The sequence below is a fragment of the Clostridium sp. LIBA-8553 genome, assembly GCF_057782465.1.
On record NZ_CM173489.1, the window covers coordinates 178,804 to 200,446 of the forward strand.

Below are 21,643 nucleotides of genomic sequence, written 5' to 3' on the forward strand. Positions count from 1 at the left end.
AACTTTATACTAACAACTATTTAAAAATAATTATTATTAATAAAAATGATATGATTTTTATTAATAATATAAATATTAAAATGATGAAATTTTTTATTAAAATATAAGTTTTTATAAAAAGTTTATTAAATATAAATTAGGTCTAGTATAATATTTATAAGAATATAAGGTGACGTACTAGAAAAGAGAAAATATAAAATTTAAGAGTGTTAGGAGAGAGTAGGTATGAGAATACTTCACACTGCTGATTGGCATTTAGGAAAGAATTTAGAAGGATTAAGCCGTATGGATGAGCAGGAACAATTTCTAGAGGACTTTGTTCATATAGTAAGGGATAATAATATAGATTTAGTTATTATAGCGGGAGATGTATATGATTCTAGCAATCCTCCAGCTAGAGCAGAAAAAATGTTTTATGATACTTTAAAGAAAGTTTCAGCTAATGGAGAAAGAATGACATTAGTTATATCAGGAAATCATGATAATCCAGAAAGATTAGTTGCTGCTGGCCCATTAGCTAGAGAACATGGCATTATAATGGTTGGTACACCTAAGAGTGTTGTTGAAGTCGGAGAGTATGGAAATAATAGAGTTTTAAATTCAGGTGAAGGATTTGTTGAGTTAGATATAAATGGAGAAAAAACTGTAATATTAACTGTTCCATATCCAAGTGAAAAGAGATTAAATGAGGTCTTATATGGGGCAATGGATGAGACTGAAGAAAGAGTAAAAAGTTATAGTGATAGAATAAAAAAACTGTTTGATTCACTTAAGGAAAATTTTAAAGAAGACACGATAAACTTAGTAGTATCCCATCTTTTTGCAACAGGTGCAGAAAATACTGGTTCAGAGAGAAATATAGAACTCGGTGGAAGTTTCATAGTAGATAAAGAATGTTTTCCAAAAGAAGCACAATATGTGGCCTTAGGACATATTCATAAGCCAATGATTTTACCAGGAACTGATAAAAAAATAAGATATGCAGGTTCTCCACTTCAATATAATAAAAAAGAAATAAGCTTTGAGAAAAAGTGTTTTCTTATAGATGTTAAAGCAAGTGAAGATGCTGAAATAGATGAAATAAAGTTTAAAGTGTATAAGCCTATAGAGGTTTGGAAATGCAATAGCATTGATGAAGCTATTGAAAAATGTGAGGAAAACAAAGAGAGAGATTGCTGGGTTTATTTAGAAATAAAGACAGATAGATATATAAGAGAAGATGAAATAAAAATTATGAAGAAACTTAAGGATGATATTATTGAAATAATTCCTAAAATAACATTAGATGAAGAGGAAGTAGATGAAAGAAGTTTCTCAGAAAAGTCTTTTGAAGAATTATTTACTGATTTTTATGAAAAAGAAAGAGGGGTTCAGCCTCAGGATGATTTAGTAGAGCTATTACTTGGAATAGTTAAAGAGGAGGGGGATGAAGAAGATGAAACCAATTAAGCTTGAAGTTAAAGGATTGAATAGTTTTATAGATAAGCAGGTTGTTGATTTTCAAAAGCTAACTGAAAGAGGGCTTTTTGGTATTTTTGGACCAACTGGAAGTGGTAAATCTACTATTTTAGATGGTATAACTCTTGCTTTATATGGTGATATTGCTAGAAAAAGTTCAAATTATATAAATACTAATTGTGATAGTGTTTATGTAAGCTACGAATTTCAAATAGCAGGTAAAGAAGTCAAAAGATATAGGGTAGATAGAGAATTTAAAAGAGATAACAAAAGTGGAGGAATAAGAAATAAAAGTTCCAAAATAATTGACATAACAGGTGGAATTGAGGATGTATTAGAAGATAAAGCAAAGGCTGTTACTTCTAAGTGTGAGGAAATCATAGGATTAAAATTAGATGATTTCATGAGAACTGTGGTTTTACCTCAAGGAAAGTTCAGTGAATTTCTTAAGTTAGAGGGAAAAGAAAGAAGAAATATGCTTGAGAGATTATTCAATTTAAGAAAGTATGGAGATGATCTTTCTAGTAAACTTAGCTCAGAAATAAGAAAAGAAAAAGATAAAATGAATGTTTTAGAGGGACAGCTAAAGGGATATGAGGGTATTAGTGAAGAATCGCTAAGAGAAAAAGAAAAAGAAATAAATGAAGTTAACATAAGTATTAAAAATAAAGAAGTATTATTAAAGCAAATAAGAAAAGAGTTCGAAGAATCAGAAAGAGTTTGGAATACTCAAAAAGAACTTCGTGATAAGAAAGACGAGGAAGAGAGTCTAGTAAGTAAAAGTGATGATATAGAGTCTCTTAAAGAAAAGGTTGAGGCTTCAAATAAGGCAGAAAAAGTAATAGTTTTTGTAGATAATTTTGAGGAAGTATTAAATGAAATACATAAAGATGAACTTAAATTTAGAGATTTAAATAAGAAATTAGAAGAGTTAGTTAGTGCAAAAGAAGAAAATAAATTGAAATTTGAAGATATAACTAAAAAAAGAGAAGATAAATTGCCTGATTTAAGATTAAAGAAGGAAAAATTATTAGATAGTGAAAAGGAAAGGGAAGTTCTTTTTCAAATAAAATCTGATGGAGTTAGATTAAAAGAAATTTGCAAGAAAATTTTTGATGAGAGAACTAAATGTGATCTTAAATTAAATGATATAGAAGGAAATGAAAAAATTTTAAACCAAGAGTTAAAGGTGAAAGAAGAAAGAAAAGAAGACCTTTTTGTTGATGAAGAAGTTAAAGAAAAAATAAATAGTGGATTATTTATTTTAAATTCTTATGAAAATTTATTTAAACAGTTCAATGAAGTAAAAGATGAAGAAGCTAAATTAAAAAAATATATAAATGAACTTACAGAAGATAAAAAGAAAGCAGAAGAGGATTTAAGGGGAAAATTAGAATATTTAAATAAAATAAATAGTGAGTTAGAGGAACTTTTAAAAGAATCTCCTGGAGATAGCGATTCTATTTTAGAGAAGCAAATAAAGCTTGGAGAATATAGAGAAAAACTTAATAAATATAGAGAAATAAAGAATTCTTTAGAGGAGTCTTTAAAGATAAAAAATAATTTTGAAGGTAAACTTAAAGAATTTGAAAGTAAGAAATTATTATTAGAAAAAGAAGTAAAAGATCTTAGAGATTATATAAATAAGGTTGAAGTTGAAGAATTAGCTCATAAACTTAGGGAAAGTTTAATAGAAGGAGAATGTTGTCCAGTTTGTGGATCAATTCATCATGAATTAGATAATGTTGAAAAAATTAATTTAGATATTTCAAAGGAAAAAAGAACTTTATTAGAAAGTAGTGAAGAAAAATTAAAAGAACTTACTTTAGAGTTTTCTAAGATAGAAGCTACTTTAGAGTATGAGACTAAGAAGAGTAATGAATTAAATGCTTCTATTAAAGAAATAGGAGACGTTAAAGAAGAAAAATTAAAAGAGTTAGAAGAAGAGTTCAATAATTTAAAAGTGAAAGTAAATGCTTTTAAAACTAAGAAAGAAAATCTTGAAAAAGAATTAGAAAGGATAAAAGAAGAGAAAAATAATATAGAAAACATATTTAATAAAGCCGAAGTTATTCTATGCGAAAAAATAGTTAGAGAAAAGGAATTAGCTTCAAAAGTAAAAGAATTAGAAAAAGAATTAAAATTAAAAAATTCTGAATTGGACATCATAAAGGCTGAGGTTAAGATTGAGGATATTAAGTTAGAAAGTGAGTTAATAGCTAAAAAGGATAAAGAAAAGGTCTTATTAGAGAAAGAAATCAAAAATTTAAGAGCACAATTAGAAGAATCAAATAAATTAAAAGAGGAATTAAGAGGAAAAAGAGATAAGTTAAAAGATGAATATTTAGAGCAAAAGTCATTATTAGATGGAAAGGTACAAGTCTACAGAGAGAAAGAAAGAATGATTAAAGAAGCTTTGAATGGTTTAATTGATTCATCAGTAACTATTGAAGAAATAGATATTAAAGGGCTATTAAAGAATGTACAGTTAGAAATTGAAGATATAGAGAAATCTTATTTAAGATTAAGTGAAGAGAAAGAAAAATTAGAAAAATTATTTATTAATGTGAGTCAAGAGGTAGCAGTTATTAAAGAAAGATTAAACTCATTAAAACTAAGGAAAGAAAGTGAAGAGAAAAAGGTCAATGTAGCTTTAAATGAAGAGGGATTTAAAACAATAGCAGAGGTTAAGGAGAGCATCTTATCTAAGGATGGGAAAGAAAAGTTTAAGGTATTTATCGATGAGTATGATAAAAACTTAATCAAAGTTAGAGCTAATATAGAACTTCTAATTAAAAAATTAGATGGTAGAAGTTTATCAGAAGAAGAATGGAAAGAAGTTTTAAATAAAAAAGAAGAAAGTGAAAAATCCTTAAAATCAGTACAGGAGTTAAGAGTTAAGCTTATAACTGAGATGGAATCTATAAAGAAAAAGCTTGAGGAACAAAGAGATATACTTGAAGTTAAGGCTAAACAAGAGCATAAATTAGCTCTTTTAAGCGACTTAGAAAAATTATTTAAAGGGAAAAAGTTTGTTGAGTTTATAGCAGCAAATCAGCTTAAATATATATCAATAGAGGCATCTAAAAAACTAAAGGATATAACTAATGGGGTTTATGGATTAGAAGTTGATGAAAATGGTAAGTTCATAATAAGAGACTATAAAAATGGAGGAGCAGAGAGAGATGCTTCTACTCTTTCAGGGGGAGAAACTTTCTTAGCTTCCTTAGCTTTAGCATTATCACTTTCATCACAAATACAGTTAAAAGGAACAGCACCTTTAGAATTATTCTTCTTAGATGAGGGCTTTGGAACTTTAGATGATAATCTTTTAGATGTTGTTATGACTTCACTAGAAAGATTGCATAATGAAAGATTATCTGTGGGAATAATAAGTCACGTTGAATCAATAAAAAATAGAGTACCAGTTAAATTAATATTAACACCGGCAGAAGCGGGAATAGGTGGAAGTAAGGTAAAAATAGAAAGAAGTTAAAGATAAATAAATTTATTGATGAAATTATTTTTAAAGCACAAAATGAATTGAATAGAGGTTAGGTTCCTCAAGTTGTTTTACAACAATTAGTCGTTGCAGTTTATCAAGTGATTTTTATTGAAAAAGTTACTGTTGGAGATAAAGTTAGTGAAATATTAAAAATATGGATAAACTTTTAGGGCAAATGGTTATTTGCCTTTTGGGAACTTATTTAATATTCGTATTTAAAACAAAATATCATAATTTAAAGAAAAAGAGCTTAAAATAAAGCTCTTTTTCTTGTTTTAGTATTTAGGAAAGACATGTCCTTATAATATTAACTATTATAGTACAAATTTTAATTTGGAGATTTATGAACTTAAATTTAGTTCGGGATATTTATTATATTTTTTATTTAGAATAGAAGTTTTTACGAAAAAATTTACAATTTCTTTTCGGTTTTGTGGTTGAAATATATTAAATTAAAATATAAAATTTATTGTAAGATTGGGATTTAAACGTTTAAATTAATTTGAAGTGAAACTAGGAGAAGAATATAAATGAAAATACTTATAATAAATTGTGGAAGTTCATCATTAAAGTATAAATTAATTGATATGACTAATGAAAAGGATATCACGGATGGGATAGTTGAAAGAATAGGACTTGACCAAGCTAGGTTAGTTCAAAAAAATGAAATAGGTGAAAAATACATAATAGAAGAAGAAATAAAAAATCATAAAGATGCTATAGATATAGTACTAAGCACTTTAACAGATTCAAAGGTTGGAGTTATTAAGTCGATTGATGAAATTACGGCAGTAGGTCATAGAGTGGTCCATGGTGGAGAAAGATATTCTTCTTCAGTAATTGTAGATGAAGAGGTTATAGAATATTTAGATGAATGCAGCAAATTAGCACCACTACATAATCCTGCAAATATAATTGGAATAAGAGCATGTCAAAGTCTTATGCCTGATAAGAAAATGGTGGTTGTGTTTGATACAGCTTTTCATGGAACATTACCAGAGAAAGCATATATCTATGCAATAGATTATGATTTATATAAAAAGCATAAAATTAGAAAATATGGATTCCATGGAACTTCACATAAATATGTAGCTCATAAAGTTTCAGAAGCTATGGGAAAAGATATAAAAGATTTAAAAATAATTAGCTGTCACCTAGGAAATGGAGCTAGTATATCAGCAATTAAAGGTGGACAATGTATAGACACAACTATGGGATTTACTCCACTTGCAGGAGTTCCGATGGGTACTAGATCAGGTAACATAGATCCATCAATAATCCCCTTTTTAATTGAAGAGTGTGGATATAGTATAGAAGAAGTTTCTGAAGCTCTAAATAAAAAATCAGGAGTTTTGGGGATTTCAGGGATTAGTTCAGATTTTAGAGATATAGAAAGTGCGGCTTTAGAAGGAGATAAGAGAGCACAATTAGCACTAGATATATTCCACTATAGAATAAGAGCTGAAATAGGTTCATTTATAGTAAATATGGGGGGAGTAGATGTAATAGTATTTACTGCTGGTGTAGGTGAAAATTCTCCAGAAACTAGAGAAGAATGTTTGAAAAACTTAGAATTTTTAGGACTAGCTATAGATAGAGAAAAAAATAAAATTAGAGGAAAGCTTGCAGAAATATCAACGATTGACTCAAAAATTAAAGCATATGTTGTTCCAACTAATGAGGAATTAATGATAGCTAAGGAAACTGTGGAATTAATAAAGAAATAATTTCTGTTGATAAAAATGAAAACATTTTTATATAGAAATGATGATCAATAAATTATCAGATATCAACTAAAAAGTGCATTATATATAAATATTTTAAAATGTGATATTGAGATTAAAAAGGTTTGTAAACTATTATTAAAGTTTACAAACCTTTTTTGTATAGTGAATCTCTATATTTTAAAGGTGTTTGGTTAGTGAATTTTTTAAATACGGTACAATAGTAGCTTTGATTACTAAATCCTACTTTATATGCTATATCTAAAAGCGATAAATCCAGGTCTTTGAGCAATTCTTTACTTTTTTCAATTCTATAATTATTTAAAAAATTTATAAATGTTTGACCAGTTTCATTTTTAAATATGCTACAAAAGTAGGCTTTGTTTATTTTAAATTCTGAACAAAGAGAATCTATAGTAAATTCTTTTGAATAGTTCTTTTCTATAAAATCTATGGCTCTACAAACATATGGAGAGTATGAAACAGGGGAGTTAGCCTTAAGTTTTTCCTCTAATATTATTTTTAATAAGGAATTATAGTAATTAAGACAAGATTTAGTTTTTAAAGGTATCTTGTATAATTCTAAATCATCATTAGAGTTTTTTAAGTCTTCTTTTAGATATAAAGGACCTATTATAAAAATTAAGTTTTTATCAATTGATTTATGATTAAACAATGAGTAAAAGGATATATTATTCTCAAATTTAATAAGCAATGAATCATTATGATTATGTTTTAAATAGGAACGATCAAATTTACTATTTAAATTTAGATCATTAAATATATAATCATAAAAAGATGAGTAGCCCACTTCAGAAATAATATTCATATTATTATCTACAACTCTTATTGGCACTTCACAACAATTATAAAAATCTACAAGAGCTGATTTTAGAAAAATCACAAAAAATCCTCCTTTTTAAAGTTAATATATTAAAAAAAATCTCAATATAGAAAAAAACAATTACAAAAATCTATGATAATATAAGTATATTAACATTATTGATAATCATTTTCAATAGAAAAGGAAAGTCAAAAGGGGGATTAACTTTGGGTAGAAAGAAAATTAACAAAATTTTAGGATATGCACTTGTGACATCTATGTTAGTTGGTGCAGGAGCAGATACAGTATATGCGGCTACTAATATGAATGATAAAAACAATATTGCAATTGTTCAGTCAGAAGGTCTTAGAGATGGAATATACGAAGCTAATAACGTAACTTCATATATTGAAGAAGGTAATTCAACAGGTGAAAATATGGCTAGAAATGCTGTTAAGAAAAAAACAAAATTTAAAATTGAAAATGGAAAAACTTTAATGACTGTATATTTTAATAGCAACTTATATGGTTTTATGAATAACATTGAAGTTAGTGTTGGAGGAGAAAATTTAAAGGTAGATGAAAATAAAGATGATAAATCAATAACATTTGAAGTATCATCACCTGACACAAAGGTGAAGATAGGATTATTCATAACAATAATGGGAAGGAAGGTTGAACTTTTCTTAGTTAATGATATGAATACTGTTACTTTAGTAGATGAGGCACCTACTATAAATAATGCTAAAGATATTAGTGTTACTCAAGGGGATGCTATTGATTTATTATCTGGTGTTATTGGAACTGATAAAGAAGATTCGAATTTAAAGGTTGAAATAAGTGGAGATACATCATTTACAAAAGATGGAAAGGCAGAAATTCCAGGGGAATATCCTATAACATATAGAGTTACAGATTCTGCTGGTCAATTTGATGAAAAAACAATAACAGTTACAGTTAATAAAAAATCAGTTTTAGAAGATGGAATTTATACTCTTAAAAATACAGTTCAATATGTTGGACAAGGAAATGCAGAAACAGGAAATTCTATGGCTAGAAAAGTACTATCAGAAGATTCAAGAATTGATATATCAAAGGGAACAAATACAGTTACATTAACTTTCAATAAGGATTTATATGATTTTCTAAAGAACTTTAATGTAAATGTTAATGGAGAAAAAGTAGATACAGAGATAAATAAAGAAGATAGGACATTAAAATTCAACATACCTGATTTAAATTCAGATATTGTTGTATCTACATTAGTTAGTATGATGGGAAAAGATGTTAGTTTCAAAACAATTCTAAATTATGATACAGCTAAGAAGTTAGAAGATGATTCAGAAGAAAATAATAATATTTCTGGTGGAAATGAGAGTAGTGGAAATCAAGAAGGTTCAGGAAACAACAATTCTGGCAATAATAATTCAGAAAATAATGGAGGAGTAAATGAAGATAAGGAAAATGAAAGTGAAGGAAATACAGGGGAAATAGTAGATGCAAATCAATTAAAAAATGGTGTCTACAATATAAAAAACGATGTTTTATATATTGGGGATGGAAATCAAGAGATAGGAAATGATATGGCAAGAAAGGCCTTATCTAAGAATAGTAAATTAGAGGTAAAAGATGATAAAAAGATTCTTACATTAAAGTTTAATGAAGAGCAGTTTGGATTCTTTAAGGACTTTAGAATAACTGTAAATGGTAAAGATGTGGTAGCAACACCAAATGAGGCTGATAGAACAATGGCTTTTGAGATACCAAATCTTGATGCAGACATAGTTATTACAGCCTTTGTAAGCATAATGGGTAGAGATGTAAGCTTTAAAACAATACTTAATAAAGGAACTTTAGAATTAGTTAGTGGAGAAGATAAACCTGCTATAGAAGAAGAGAATAAATCAGAAAGTAATGGTACAGGCTCTTCTAACAATACAAATTCAACTAATAAAGAAAATAGCAGTACAGTTGCAGAAAATAAAGTTACTAAGGGAAAACTATATACAATAGAAAATAAGGTTGTTCATGAAAGTCAGACTGGTGTTGATATGGCAAGAAAATATTTAAATAAGATATCTGACTTAGAAGAAATTGATGGCAAAAATTATTTAACATTAACATTCACTGGTCAAGAGTTTATGAAAGATCACAAAATAACTGTTAATGGTAAAGATGCTAATTATAAAGTTGTATCTAAGAATGGCGATTCAATTAAATTAAGATTTGAAATACCTAATTTAGATGCAGATATTAGAGTAAGTTTATATGTAATACCAATGGGAAGAAATGTTGATTTTAAAGTTGAACTTTTAAAAGATACTAAGAAGTTTGTGAAAGATTTTACTGTATCAACACTACCACAAACTGGTTCAGCAGTAGGAGGAAACTCAGTTGCATTATTAGGAATGGCAATGATGGGAGCTTCTATGTTCATTAAAAAAAGAGAAGAATAAGAGTAGTTTAGTTTGAGGGGATTTCCTCTCAAACTATTTTTAAGCAAATGGAGGGAAATTAGATGAGACTTTTAAAACCTGTTTTATTAGTTATGTTGACATTGATTATTTCTTTAATAGGAGTTGGAGGAAGTGTTTATGTACTAGCAAATGAGAACTTAGAAAATGGAATATATGAGGTTAAAAATGATGTTTATCATGATTCAGATATAGGAATGTCAATGGCTAGAAGTTATTTGAATGAGACTATGCAACTTAAAATCTTAGGGGATGAAACAGAATATACTATAGTTTTTTCAGGAACAGAATATATGGAAAATTTTAGAATTTTAGTAGATGGTAATGAGGGAAATGCTGAGGTTGTTGAGGAAAATAAAGAGAATGGAACTATAAAGCTGAAAGTTAAGGTTCCTAATAAAGATTCAGAGCTAGAGGCGAAAATATATGTAGGACCTATGGAAAGAGATGTTCAATTTAAGATAATTCCAAAGTTTGATACTTTAACTCTTGTTGAAAAGTTAGAAGCACCTAAAGTTGAAAATAAGGAAAGTAGCAATGAAAATGCTTCTGATGAGACTGGAAAAAGTGAGGATGCTATAAGTAAAGCAACAGGTTTAGAAAATAATAAGAATATTGGTATTTATATTGGTGGCGGAGTTATAATAGTTGCTTTAATAGCTGGCTTAGTAATATTTAAAAGGAAAAAGTAATATGAGAAATAAACTAGCTAAAGGATTATTTATTTTAGGTTTAGTTATAGTTTCTACAGTTCTTATAGGAAAACTTTATAGAAGTAACATTGAGAAAAAAACTTTAGAAGAGTTTAAGGAAAAGTTTAATTATTCAGAAGAAGAGAAGAAAAAGACTTTAGAAGAAATAAAAAATGGAGATGGAATAGCTTTAATAGATATAGAAAAAATAGGTGTGCATACAGTTATTGCTGAGGGGAGTACCTTAGATGTGTTAGAAAATAACATTGGTCATTTTGAAGATACTGCTATGCCAGGAGAAGACGGGAATTTTAGTATTGCAGGACATAGAAATACTATAAATAATGAGGTTTTTAGAAATATAGACAAGCTTCAATTAGGAGATGAAATAAAAATCACAACTTTAACTGATATATTTCAGTATGAAATTAATGAGATTTTTGTCACCTCACCTAGTGATACTGATGTTTTGAATCAAAATTTAGATGAGAAAACAATGACCATAGTTACATGTACAAATAGAGGAAAAGACAGATATATAGTTAAAGCAAAATTAATAGGCTAGTGGAGGGAAAATAGTGTTTTTAAAAAAGGGTATAGCTTTAAGTTTAATATGCCTTTTAGGCTTTGGAGTTATGGGGTGTTCAAATAACTCTGGAGAATCAAAGGAAAGTTTAAAAAAAGAAAATGGAGAAGAGATTGTTGTGGCAACCTCTGTTGCTGTAACAGAAATATTAGATGAATTAGGAGTAAAGGTAAGTGGGGTTCCAACTAGTTCTTATGATTTGCCTGAAAGCACTAAAGATGCTGTTAAGGTTGGTAATCCCATGAATCCAGATTTAGAAATAATAAAATCTTTAAATCCAGATGTTGTAGTATCTGTAGATACCTTAGGAGAAGATTATAAAAAACTATTTACTGATAACAATATACCTAGTGAATTTATAGATTTAACTACATTAGAGGGATTAAAAACAAGTATATCAACTTTAGGTGAAAGATTTAATAAGACAGAAAAAGCAAATGAAATATTAAATGAGCTTAAAGTTAAGGAAGATGAGTTTACAAACTTATCTAAAGAGGAGAAAAAGGATGTTTTATTAGTATTTGCAGCACCAGGAAGCATGATGATTGCTACTCCTTCATCTTACATAGGAAACTTAGTGGATAAGGTTGGAGCAAATAACATAGTTAAAGATGATAAAAAGCCATTTGTTTCATATAGCAATGAAGAAATAGTGAAGCTAAATCCAGATATGGTATTAGTTATGACTCATGGAATGCCTGAACAAGCTAAAAAAATGGCTGAAGAAAAATTCGCTTCAGATCCAGCTTGGAGTAGAATTGAAGCTGTTAAAGAAGGAAAGGTCTATTACTTAGAAAATGGTTATTTTGGTATGAGTGCGAACCTAAAAGTAACAGAATCTTTAGATAAGTTAGGTGAAATAATATATGGTGAAAAATAATAAGTTAAAAAGCTTATATATAGGTTTATCAATATTAATAGTTTTAATTTTAATGATAGTTTCTTTGAAGCTAGGAAGTATTGATATAAGTTTTGGTGAACTAATAAAAGGTCTTTTAAGTGGAAGTAATGAAGGAAATATAGGAATAATAAAAGATTTAAGGATGCCGAGAGTTATTATAGCTGCTTTAGTTGGAGGAAATCTTGCTTTGGCAGGGGTATTACTTCAGGCTGTAATAAGAAATCCCTTGGCTGATCCTCAAGTAACAGGAATATCTTCTGGAGCATGCTTAGTATCATTAATATTTATAATATTTATGCCAGCTTCAGGATCAATAAGACCAATAGTAGGTTTCTTTGGAGGGCTTGTTTCCTGTATAGTTGTGTATTTAATGGCTTATAAAAAAGAGTTAGATACTATGAGAATAGTCCTTGCAGGGGCTGCTATAAACGCTCTTTTAGGAGGGTTATCACAAATATTAACTATAGGGAGTGGCCCAAGTGCAGGGAATATACAATCTTGGATAAGTGGAAGCTTAGCTGCCACTTCATGGGATGAAGTTAAAATTTTATTTTTATATTCAATGATAGGAATGGGTTTTGCATTAATTTTAGCTAAATCATGCAATGTTATAGTTTTAGGAAATAAAAATGCAAAAAGTTTAGGTTTTAATTCAGATTTACAAATGATTCTGATAACAGTGGTAGCTGTATTTTTAGGGAGTGTATCAACAGCTATTGTAGGTATTATTTCCTTTGTTGGATTAGTTGTACCGCATATTTGTAGAATATTAATCGGCTCTGATCATAGATATTTGATTCCTTTTTCAATATTTGTTGGAGGAGCATTAGTCTTACTTGCAGATACAATAGGAAGAATGTTAGTAAAGCCATATGAAATACCAGCAGGAATAATTATGGCAGTTATTGGAGCACCGTTCTTCTTATATCTACTAAGAAGGAGTGATATGTAGATGATTAGAGGGGAAAAATTATCATTCAATTACAAGGGAGAAAAAAATATCATTAATGATTTAAATATAGATATAAAAGAGGGAGAAATAACAACTATTATTGGCCCTAATGGAAGTGGTAAATCAACTTTGCTAAGCCTATTATGTGCTTTAAATAAAAGTAAAACTGGACATGTTTATTTGGGGGATATAAACATGAACAATCTTAAATATAAGGATATAGCAAAGGTTTTAGCAACTGTCCATCAACAAAATAGTGTGCCAAAGGATATAAAGGTTGAAGAACTTGTTGCTTATGGTAGATATCCTCACAAAGGATATTTTAAAAGTAACAACAAGGAAGATAAAAACATAATTAAATGGGCTTTAGAATGTACAGGACTTGATGATTTAAAACATAAGGGAGTTATGAATTTATCAGGTGGAGAAAGACAAAGAGCTTTTATATCAATGGCTTTAGCTCAAAAGCCTAAAATTTTATTTTTAGATGAGCCAACAACTTATTTAGATATTTTTCATCAAATAGAAATATTAGAGATTGTAAGAAAGTTAAATAAGGATAATGGGCTAACTGTTGTTATGGTTTTACATGATATAAATCAAGCAATTAAATATAGTCATAATATTGTTGTCATGAAAGATGGAAAGATTGTAAAAGAGGGAAAATCAGAGAATGTAATAGATGAAAATTTATTAAAGGAAGTTTATAAGGTTAATGGTGTTATTAACAAATGTAAGGAAACTGGAGAGATTTATTTTATACCAAAAACTATTTGTTAAATAAATTTTATAAACTTCAGAAAGATGGTGTAGGAATTATGATGATAGACAAGAGGCTTTTAAACTTGTGTAAGGAATCTAAGAAATACATAGGTTTAACTGTTTTAATGAATTGGATTTCTGTAATTTGTAATCTGATGACAATAATAGTTATTGGATTTAGCATTCAGGAACTTTTTAGTTTAGGGAATATTGAAAACTTAAATAAAAAAATATTAATTTTGATTGGTCTTTTAGGGGTAAGATTTTGTGTGAATCTATTAAGTGGACACTTCTCATATAAATCTTCAGAGATGGTTAAGATTACTCTTAGAGATAAGATATATGAGAAGCTTTTAAAACTTGGAATGAGATATGATAAGGTGGATTCTACATCTTCAATTGTCCAAATGGCCGTTGAAGGGGTAGAGGCTTTAGAGGTTTATTTTAGTAAATACTTACCTCAGTTAATATATTCTATTTTAGCGCCTTTAACTTTATTTTGTGCTTTAGCCTTTATTTCATTTAAAGCGGCTTTAGTATTTATACTTTGTCTGCCTCTAATACCAATATCAATAATATTAATTATGAAAATAGCAAAGAAAATATTAAAGGAATATTGGGGACAGTATTCAGATTTAGGAAACACATTCTTAGAAAACCTTCAAGGGCTTACAACATTAAAGGTTTTTGATGTGGATAATGAAAGACATGAACTTATGAATGAAGAGGCTGAAAGCTTTAGAAAGATAACTATGAAAGTTTTAAGTATGCAATTAAACTCAATAAATGTTATGGATTTAATTGCTTTTGGAGGAGCTGCCCTTGGAAGCATAGTAGCTTTATTACAATTTAGAGTTGGAACAGTAAGTCTTGGAGGAATGATAGTAATTTTATTAATATCAGCAGAATTTTTCATACCTCTTAGATTATTAGGATCATATTTCCATATTGCTATGAATGGAATAGCTGCTGCAGATAGAATTTTTAGGGTTTTAGAAGCTGATGAAAGCAAGGTTTCTTCAGATAATAATCTTAATGAAATATCAAACATCTCTCTTGAGAATGTAAGTTTCTCTTATGATGGAAAAAGAGAGGTTTTAAAGGATATATCTTTATCAATAAATAAAGGAGAATATGTAGCAATAGTTGGTGAAAGTGGAAGTGGAAAAAGTACTATAGCTTCATTAATTTTAAATAACTATAAGGCTTCAAAAGGAAAGATAACTTTAAATGGAGCTGATATAAATAATATAGATTTTACTGAGCTTTATAATAGAGTATCAATAATATCAACTAATAGTTATATATTTAATGGAACAATAAAGGATAACTTATTAATGGCTAAAAAAGATGCAACTTTAGATGAAATAAATTATGCCTTAGAAAAAGCTAATCTATTAGGCTTTGTAAATTCTAAAAAGGAAAAATTAGATTTAGAAGTTGGTGAAGGTGGATCAAAGCTTTCAGGAGGACAAAAGCAAAGACTTGCTTTATCTAGAACTATATTAGCAAATAGAGAAGTAATAATCTTTGATGAAGCAACTTCAAACATTGATGTTGAAAGTGAAAATATGATTTGGAAATCTATAAATGAAATATCAAAAGAGAAAACAGTAATAGTTATTTCTCATAGATTAGCTAATGTTAAAAATGCAGATAGAATTTATATGCTAGATAAAGGAATTCTAGTTGAAGAGGGAAGTCATAAGGATCTTATGGAAAGAAAGAACAAGTATTATGGTATGGTAAATTATCAAAATGAATTAGAAGTAGGAGGTGTTATATAAATGAGAAAATCAGGTTTTTCAATAATGAGAAGGCTTATAGTTGAGCTTAAGCCTCTTGCCCCTGTAATGTTTATAACAGTATTTATGGGAGTTTTAGGATTTTTAGCAGCTATAGGAATAACTGTCTTTGGGAGTGTAGCAATATCAAGTTTAATAGATAGTACTATAAGTTTTTCATTTAAAACAGCTCTTATTTTAATGATAGTACTTGGAATATTAAGAGGACCTTTAAGATATGGAGAACAATTAAGTGGGCACTACATAGCTTTTAAAATATTAGTTATATTAAGAGATAAAGTATTTTCAGCTCTTAGAAAACTTGCTCCAGCTAAATTAGAGGGAATGGAAAAAGGAAATTTAATTTCTATGATAACTTCTGATATTGAGCTTTTAGAAGTTTTTTATGCTCATACTATAGCACCAATAAGTATAGCAATTATAACTAACTCTATAATGGGATTAATATTATTAAGTATAAACGTAAAGGTAGGGATAGTTGGAATAATTGGTTATATATTAATAGGTTTTGGTGTTCCTTATATTAGCAGTAGCTTTGGAAAAGAAGCTGGTGTTCAATACAGAGAAGCATTTGGAAAAACAAATTCTTATATTTTAGATTCTCTTAGAGGTATTAAAGAGGTTTTAATTTTTAATAATGGAGATGAGAGAAGAGGTAATATAAAAAAATTATCTGAAGGATTAAATGAAAAGCAAAAGGTTATAAAAAAGCATGAAGGAATAATAAGAGCTTTTAGTGATTTAATAATAATGTTAACAATACTTATAGCTTTATATGTTGCTTATTTAGAGGTTTTAAAAGGAACTATGACAATAGGTCAATTAATAATTGTGGTTACCTTAATAGCATCTTCCTTTGGTCCTGTGGTTGCTTTAAGTAATTTATCTAACAATCTTCTTTTAACTTTTGCTTCAGCTCAAAGAATTTTTAATATCTTAGATGAAAAGCCTTCTGTAGAAGAAGTTTTAGGAGAAGGAATGAAAGTTGGAAACAACATAGAGTATAAGGATGTTTCTTTTGCATATAAGGGAAAAGAAAATGTATTAAAAGATGTAAACATAGATATAAACCTAGGCGACAAGATTGCTGTAATTGGAGAAAGTGGAACTGGAAAGAGTACTTTTGTAAAATTACTTATGAGATTCTGGGATGTTACAAAGGGTGAAATTAGCCTAGGAAATAAGAATGTAAAAGAGATTCAAACAAAAGAGGTAAGAAAGAAAATGTCCTTAATGGGTCAAGAAACAAGTATATTTAATATGAGTATTGAAGACAATATTAAAATAGGAAAGCTAGATGCAACTTTAGATGAAGTAAAAGAAGCAGCAAAGAAAGCAGGAATACATGAGTTTATAGAGACTTTAAAGGATGGATATAAAACAAAAGTAGGAGAATTAGGAGGAAACTTATCTTCAGGAGAAAAACAAAGAATTGGACTAGCTAGAGTTTTCCTAAGAGAAAGTGAGATTGTAATTTTAGATGAGCCTACAAGTAATTTAGATACCTTAAATGAAGGAATAATACTTAAGTCTATAAGAACACACTTAAAGAATAAAACTCTTATCCTTATAACTCACAGAAAGTCTACAACTAGGGTATGTGAAAAAGTATTTAGAATTAACAAGGGTAATTTAATTCAATGTGAAGAGGTGAAACATGAACTTGCTTAAAATTTTTTATGTTATTTTAGGCTTTCTCTCATTAGGGTTAGGGATAGTAGGAATAATATTACCCATATTACCTACTACACCATTTCTATTATTAACAGGCTTTTGTTTTGTTAAAGGATCTGATAGGTTTGATAAATGGTTTAAGGGGACAAGTATCTATAAAAAACATTTAGAAAGCTTTGAAAAGAATAGAGCTATGACTTTAAAAACAAAGTTAACTATATTACTTACAGCTGATATTATGTTATTATTTCCGTTGATACTATCAAATAGTATTCATTTAAAAATATTTATAGTAATACTAATGATGTTTAAGTTCTATTATTTTATATTTAGAATTAAAACAGTAAAAGTAGGTGAGGTTTTTGAACAGAATAGATAAAGAAAAAGAAATAATAACATTAATGATAAAGCTTTATTGTAAGAAAAAACATGGAAATTCAAATGGAGAACTGTGTAACGAATGTAGAGAATTAGAAGAATATGCTCATAAAAGGTTAAGTTATTGCAAGTTTGGAAATGAAAAAAGTTCTTGCAAAAAATGTCCTATTCATTGTTATAAAAAAGATATGAGAGAAAAAGTCAAAGAGGTAATGAAGTTTTCAGGACCTAGAATACTTATATATAACCCAAAAGAATATATAAGGCACATATTTAAATAAATTTATAAAAAGCTATGCAGAGGTTAAAATATTTGCATAGCTTTTTATATTGTTTAATAAGAGAAATTTATGTGTTAATCTAAAAGTAGATTTTAAGTCAGGGAGATGTTTGATTTGAGTAATATAGATAATGATAGAATTGTATGTAGGTGTAAAAAGATATCAGAAGGAACAATAATAGAAGCAATAAAAAATGGAGCAGATACCTATGAAAAAGTTAAGAAAGCTACTGGAGCTAATACTTATGGGTGCTTTGCTTGTAGATTAGAAATAAAAAAATTATTAGAAGAAAACAAATAATACTAATTAAAAAGTTCTCAAATCAGTACGATTATTTTGAGAACTTTTTTACTTTTGTTTAAAACATAGCCTTATTTAAAGGTTGCTTAAGTCATTTTATAAGTTTATTTTGCTTATATATAAGTATTTAAAAATAGTAAATAAATATGTAAAAATAGACAATCTACATAAGCACATGAAAAGTTTATAATATATTTAAATAGGTATAATTAAGAGGAAAAATGGGGGAAGTAAATATGAGGCCGAATATTGTTTTAATGATGGTTGACCAAATGAGAGGAGACTGTTTAGGGGTTAATGGTAATGAGTTTATAGAAACTCCTAATCTTGATATGATGGCAACTCAAGGATATAACTTTGAAAATGCATATACAGCAGTTCCAAGTTGTATTGCGGCTAGAGCAGCCATCTTAACAGGTATGAGTCAAAAATCACATGGAAGAGTTGGATATGAAGATGGAGTTGAATGGAGCTATGAAAATACCATAGCTTCAGAATTTTCAAAGGCTGGTTATCACACTCAATGTATTGGAAAGATGCACGTTTATCCAGAGAGAAACCTTTGTGGATTTCATAATATTATGTTACATGATGGTTATTTACACTTTGCTAGAAATAAAGAGGGAAAGACATCTACTCAAATAGAGCAGTGTGATGATTATTTAAAATGGTTTAGAGAAAAGAAAGGACATAATGCTGACTTAATAGATATAGGGCTTGATTGTAATTCATGGGTATCTAGGTCTTGGGGATATGAGGAAAACTTGCACCCTACTAATTGGGTAGTTAATGAATCAATAGACTTTTTGAGAAGAAGAGATCCAGGGAAACCATTTTTTTTGAAGATGTCATTTGTTAGACCGCATTCACCACTAGATCCACCAAAGTTCTATTTTGATATGTATAAGGATGAAAATTTACCAGAACCTTTAATGGGAGATTGGGCTCTTAAGGTAGATGATGATAATAGAGGAAAAGATATAAATTGTATAAAGGGAATAGTAAATAAAAAAGCATTAAAAAGAGCAAAAGCAGCATATTATGGTTCAATAACTCATATTGATCATCAAATAGGAAGATTTTTAATAGCTTTATCAGAATACGGAGAGTTAAACAATACAATATTCTTATTTGTTTCTGATCATGGTGATATGATGGGAGATCATAATTGGTTTAGAAAGGCAATTCCTTATGAGGGCAGTGCTAGAGTTCCATTTTTCATTTATGATCCAGGAAACTTATTAAAGGGAGAAAAGGGAAAAGTATTTGACGAAGTTCTAGAATTAAGAGATATTATGCCAACTTTATTAGATTTTGCAGATATTAAGATACCAGACTCAGTAGAAGGTTTAAGTCTAAAAGATTTAGTAGAAGGTGAGGATAAAACTTGGAGAGAATATATCCATGGTGAGCATTCATTTGGAGATGATTCTAATCATTACATTGTAACTAAGAAAGATAAATTTTTATGGTTTTCTCAAAGAGGAGAGGAACAATATTTTGATTTGGAAAAGGATAAAAATGAACTTGTTAACCTTATAGATTCTCAAGAGCATAAAGAACGAATAAATTATTTAAGAAAAATTTTAATTAAAGAGTTAGAAGATAGAGAAGAATGTTATACTGATGGATATAAACTTTTAAAAGGAAATCCAGTAAGTACTTTAAAGCATATAAAACAATCAATGTATTAAAAACTAAAAATAATAAAACTTATAAATTCTTAGCGAAATTCAGTAATTCTAGGAATATATTTATAAATTTTATATTAAATGCTTTATATATTAAAAAGGAAACTAGAAGGGGGAGCCATCTAGTTTCCTTAATTTGATTTATATATGTATATATTTATTTATATGTGATTAAATATTAAGCTACTTTATTTTCTTCTTTTACATTTTTCTTTATTTTTAAAGTTAAAGATAAAAGAATTAATGCTATGAATGCACCTACTATGATAAATATGAATGCACCGTTCCATCCAAAGTTATCAGCTATCATACCTAAAACGAAGTCAGCCATGAATTCACCAAGAAGGTATCCGCAAAGTCCTGAGAAACCAGTAGCAGAACCAACAGCAAAATTAGGTACAACGTCGATTAAGTTCATTCCTATTAATAATTGAGGTCCATATATGAAACAACCTATAAATGCCACTGCAATCATTGTTACTAAAGTACTACTTGTTTGCCAATAAGCTACTGTAGCAAATATAACACCTATCATACATAAAATACTAAGTGGAGCACGCTTTCCTTTGAAAACAACGTCTGAAAGCCATCCAAGTAATATTGACGCTGGTATTGCGGCATATTCAAATAAGAACATTGCCCAGTTAGCGTTAGCTGCTGAGAATCCTTTAGATTCTTGTAGATATATTGGAATCCAGTTAACAACACCTTGTCTTATTAAATAAACGAAGATATTAGCCATTGCTAAGTACCAAACATATTTATTTTTAAGAACGTATTTAACCATTATTTCTTTTGAAGATAAAGTTGTTGGGTTAACATCTGCTTTAACTTCAGGATAATCATTTCTATATTCTTCAACTGGAGGTAAACCAACAGATGCTGGAGTATCAGCTCCAATTACGTAGCAGAATAAAGCTATTATTGTACATATTATTGCTGGAACAAAAAATATTGATTGGAAATGGTTTTGTCCAAATACTAATAAACATAAAGTTGCAATAGGTGCTATTAAACCTCCACCTATATTATGAGAAGTATTCCAAATTCCCATCTTAAGTCCTCTTTCTTTTTGAGAGAACCATTTACCTAATACTATTGAACATGGTGGAGCTCCCATACCTTGGAATAATCCATTAAGTATCATAAGTATTAAGAATATTGGAACTGTACGAGCGAATCCCATTAAAACACTCATTACAGATGATGCAATAAGTCCAAAACATATAAATTTTTTGACATTTGATTTGTCTGATAAATTTCCTAAAATGAACTTACTTAAACCGTAAGATACAGCAAGTCCCATACTTATAAGTCCTATTTGTGTTTTTGAAAATCCATAATTATTAATTAAATATGGTGATGCTACAGCAAAATTTTTTCTAACTAAGTAGTAACCTGTATATCCAATAAATATCATAAGAAACATACGAATACGATAAGCTTTGTATGCTGATGATACTTTATCTTTTGGAAGTCTAGGTATTGCTGGAGCTGGGCTAAAAAATCCAAACATTCTATAATCCTCCTATTATTTGTGTTAATGTTTTCAAGAAACAGTTTACTCATTAATAATAAGATAAGAATTAAACAAGAAAATCTCTTAAATGTTTCATAAATGTAACATTTAAGAGATT

General features: G+C 28.5%; 16 protein-coding genes and 2 pseudogenes. 16 read left to right on the plus strand and 2 right to left on the minus strand.

Going from position 1 to position 21,643, the window contains the following annotated elements; translation table 11 throughout:
- Positions 1-225: 225 nt before the first annotated feature.
- The 4 genes and pseudogenes from AC2JAQ_RS00720 (at position 226) to AC2JAQ_RS00735 (ending at position 6,690) form a co-directional block, all read left to right on the plus strand.
- The gene (locus AC2JAQ_RS00720; protein ID WP_488457431.1) at positions 226-1,449 is read left to right on the plus strand and encodes an exonuclease SbcCD subunit D; all 1,224 of its coding nucleotides are present in this window, start codon (positions 226-228) and stop codon (positions 1,447-1,449) included.
- Positions 1,436-2,143: pseudogene (locus AC2JAQ_RS00725) on the plus strand (AAA family ATPase); the annotation flags it as partial. The gene AC2JAQ_RS00720 and the pseudogene AC2JAQ_RS00725, both read left to right, overlap by 14 nt.
- Before the next feature lie 2,052 nt (positions 2,144-4,195).
- Positions 4,196-4,954, plus strand: a pseudogene (locus AC2JAQ_RS00730) (SbcC/MukB-like Walker B domain-containing protein); the annotation flags it as partial.
- Between the two features lie 539 nt (positions 4,955-5,493).
- Positions 5,494-6,690, plus strand: coding sequence for an acetate kinase (locus tag AC2JAQ_RS00735; protein WP_488457432.1), 1,197 nt, complete (start codon positions 5,494-5,496; stop codon positions 6,688-6,690).
- 142 nt (positions 6,691-6,832) lie between these two features.
- Here the strand turns inward: AC2JAQ_RS00735 and AC2JAQ_RS00740 are convergent, their stop codons facing one another.
- Positions 6,833-7,591 carry a helix-turn-helix transcriptional regulator gene (locus AC2JAQ_RS00740; RefSeq protein WP_488457433.1) on the minus strand — a complete coding sequence of 253 codons (759 nt, stop codon included), beginning with the start codon at positions 7,589-7,591 and terminating at the stop codon, positions 6,833-6,835.
- A gap of 146 nt (positions 7,592-7,737) precedes the next feature.
- Between AC2JAQ_RS00740 and AC2JAQ_RS00745 the strand changes: the two genes are divergently transcribed.
- The 12 genes from AC2JAQ_RS00745 to AC2JAQ_RS00800 all read left to right on the plus strand — a co-directional run bounded on the left by AC2JAQ_RS00745 (position 7,738) and on the right by AC2JAQ_RS00800 (position 20,009).
- On the plus strand, positions 7,738-9,966 hold the full coding sequence (locus AC2JAQ_RS00745) for an NEAT domain-containing protein (protein WP_488457434.1): 2,229 nt from the start codon (positions 7,738-7,740) through the stop codon (positions 9,964-9,966).
- 62 nt (positions 9,967-10,028) lie between these two features.
- A complete protein-coding gene (locus AC2JAQ_RS00750) occupies positions 10,029-10,676 on the plus strand; it encodes an NEAT domain-containing protein (RefSeq protein ID WP_488457435.1) in 648 nt (215 codons plus the stop codon).
- Between the two features lies 1 nt (position 10,677).
- Entirely contained in the window at positions 10,678-11,241 is a 564-nt protein-coding gene (locus AC2JAQ_RS00755; RefSeq protein WP_488457436.1) for a class D sortase, read from the plus strand.
- Positions 11,242-11,254: 13 nt separating this feature from the next.
- Entirely contained in the window at positions 11,255-12,142 is an 888-nt protein-coding gene (gene isdE / locus AC2JAQ_RS00760) for a heme ABC transporter substrate-binding protein IsdE (RefSeq protein ID WP_164788511.1), read from the plus strand.
- Positions 12,129-13,115, plus strand: a complete 987-nt coding sequence (locus tag AC2JAQ_RS00765) for a FecCD family ABC transporter permease (protein WP_488457437.1) — start codon at positions 12,129-12,131, stop codon at positions 13,113-13,115. The genes isdE and AC2JAQ_RS00765 overlap by 14 nt, the downstream gene beginning before the upstream one ends.
- Positions 13,116-13,895 (plus strand): ABC transporter ATP-binding protein, encoded by a 780-nt coding sequence (locus AC2JAQ_RS00770; RefSeq protein ID WP_488457438.1) that lies wholly within the window; start codon positions 13,116-13,118, stop codon positions 13,893-13,895. It begins immediately after the preceding gene.
- Positions 13,896-13,936: 41 nt separating this feature from the next.
- Entirely contained in the window at positions 13,937-15,664 is a 1,728-nt protein-coding gene (locus AC2JAQ_RS00775) for an ABC transporter ATP-binding protein/permease (RefSeq protein WP_488458755.1), read from the plus strand.
- Complete coding sequence (gene cydC / locus AC2JAQ_RS00780; protein WP_488457439.1) at positions 15,665-17,353, plus strand: thiol reductant ABC exporter subunit CydC; 1,689 nt, start codon at positions 15,665-15,667, stop codon at positions 17,351-17,353.
- The gene (locus AC2JAQ_RS00785; protein WP_488457440.1) at positions 17,340-17,735 is read left to right on the plus strand and encodes a YbaN family protein; all 396 of its coding nucleotides are present in this window, start codon (positions 17,340-17,342) and stop codon (positions 17,733-17,735) included. Before cydC ends, AC2JAQ_RS00785 begins: the two co-directional genes overlap by 14 nt.
- Positions 17,719-18,015 carry a nitrous oxide-stimulated promoter family protein gene (locus tag AC2JAQ_RS00790; protein WP_488457441.1) on the plus strand — a complete coding sequence of 99 codons (297 nt, stop codon included), beginning with the start codon at positions 17,719-17,721 and terminating at the stop codon, positions 18,013-18,015. Before AC2JAQ_RS00785 ends, AC2JAQ_RS00790 begins: the two co-directional genes overlap by 17 nt.
- 114 nt (positions 18,016-18,129) lie before the next feature.
- Positions 18,130-18,315: a (2Fe-2S)-binding protein gene (locus AC2JAQ_RS00795; RefSeq protein ID WP_488457442.1), complete on the plus strand. Its 186-nt coding sequence runs from the start codon at positions 18,130-18,132 to the stop codon at positions 18,313-18,315.
- 236 nt (positions 18,316-18,551) lie between these two features.
- The gene (locus AC2JAQ_RS00800; protein WP_488458756.1) at positions 18,552-20,009 is read left to right on the plus strand and encodes an arylsulfatase; all 1,458 of its coding nucleotides are present in this window, start codon (positions 18,552-18,554) and stop codon (positions 20,007-20,009) included.
- Between the two features lie 175 nt (positions 20,010-20,184).
- On the opposite strand, the gene pgtP is transcribed toward AC2JAQ_RS00800, so the two are convergent.
- Positions 20,185-21,522, minus strand: a complete 1,338-nt coding sequence (gene pgtP / locus AC2JAQ_RS00805) for a phosphoglycerate transporter protein PgtP (RefSeq protein ID WP_488457443.1) — start codon at positions 21,520-21,522, stop codon at positions 20,185-20,187.
- Positions 21,523-21,643 lie beyond the last annotated feature (121 nt).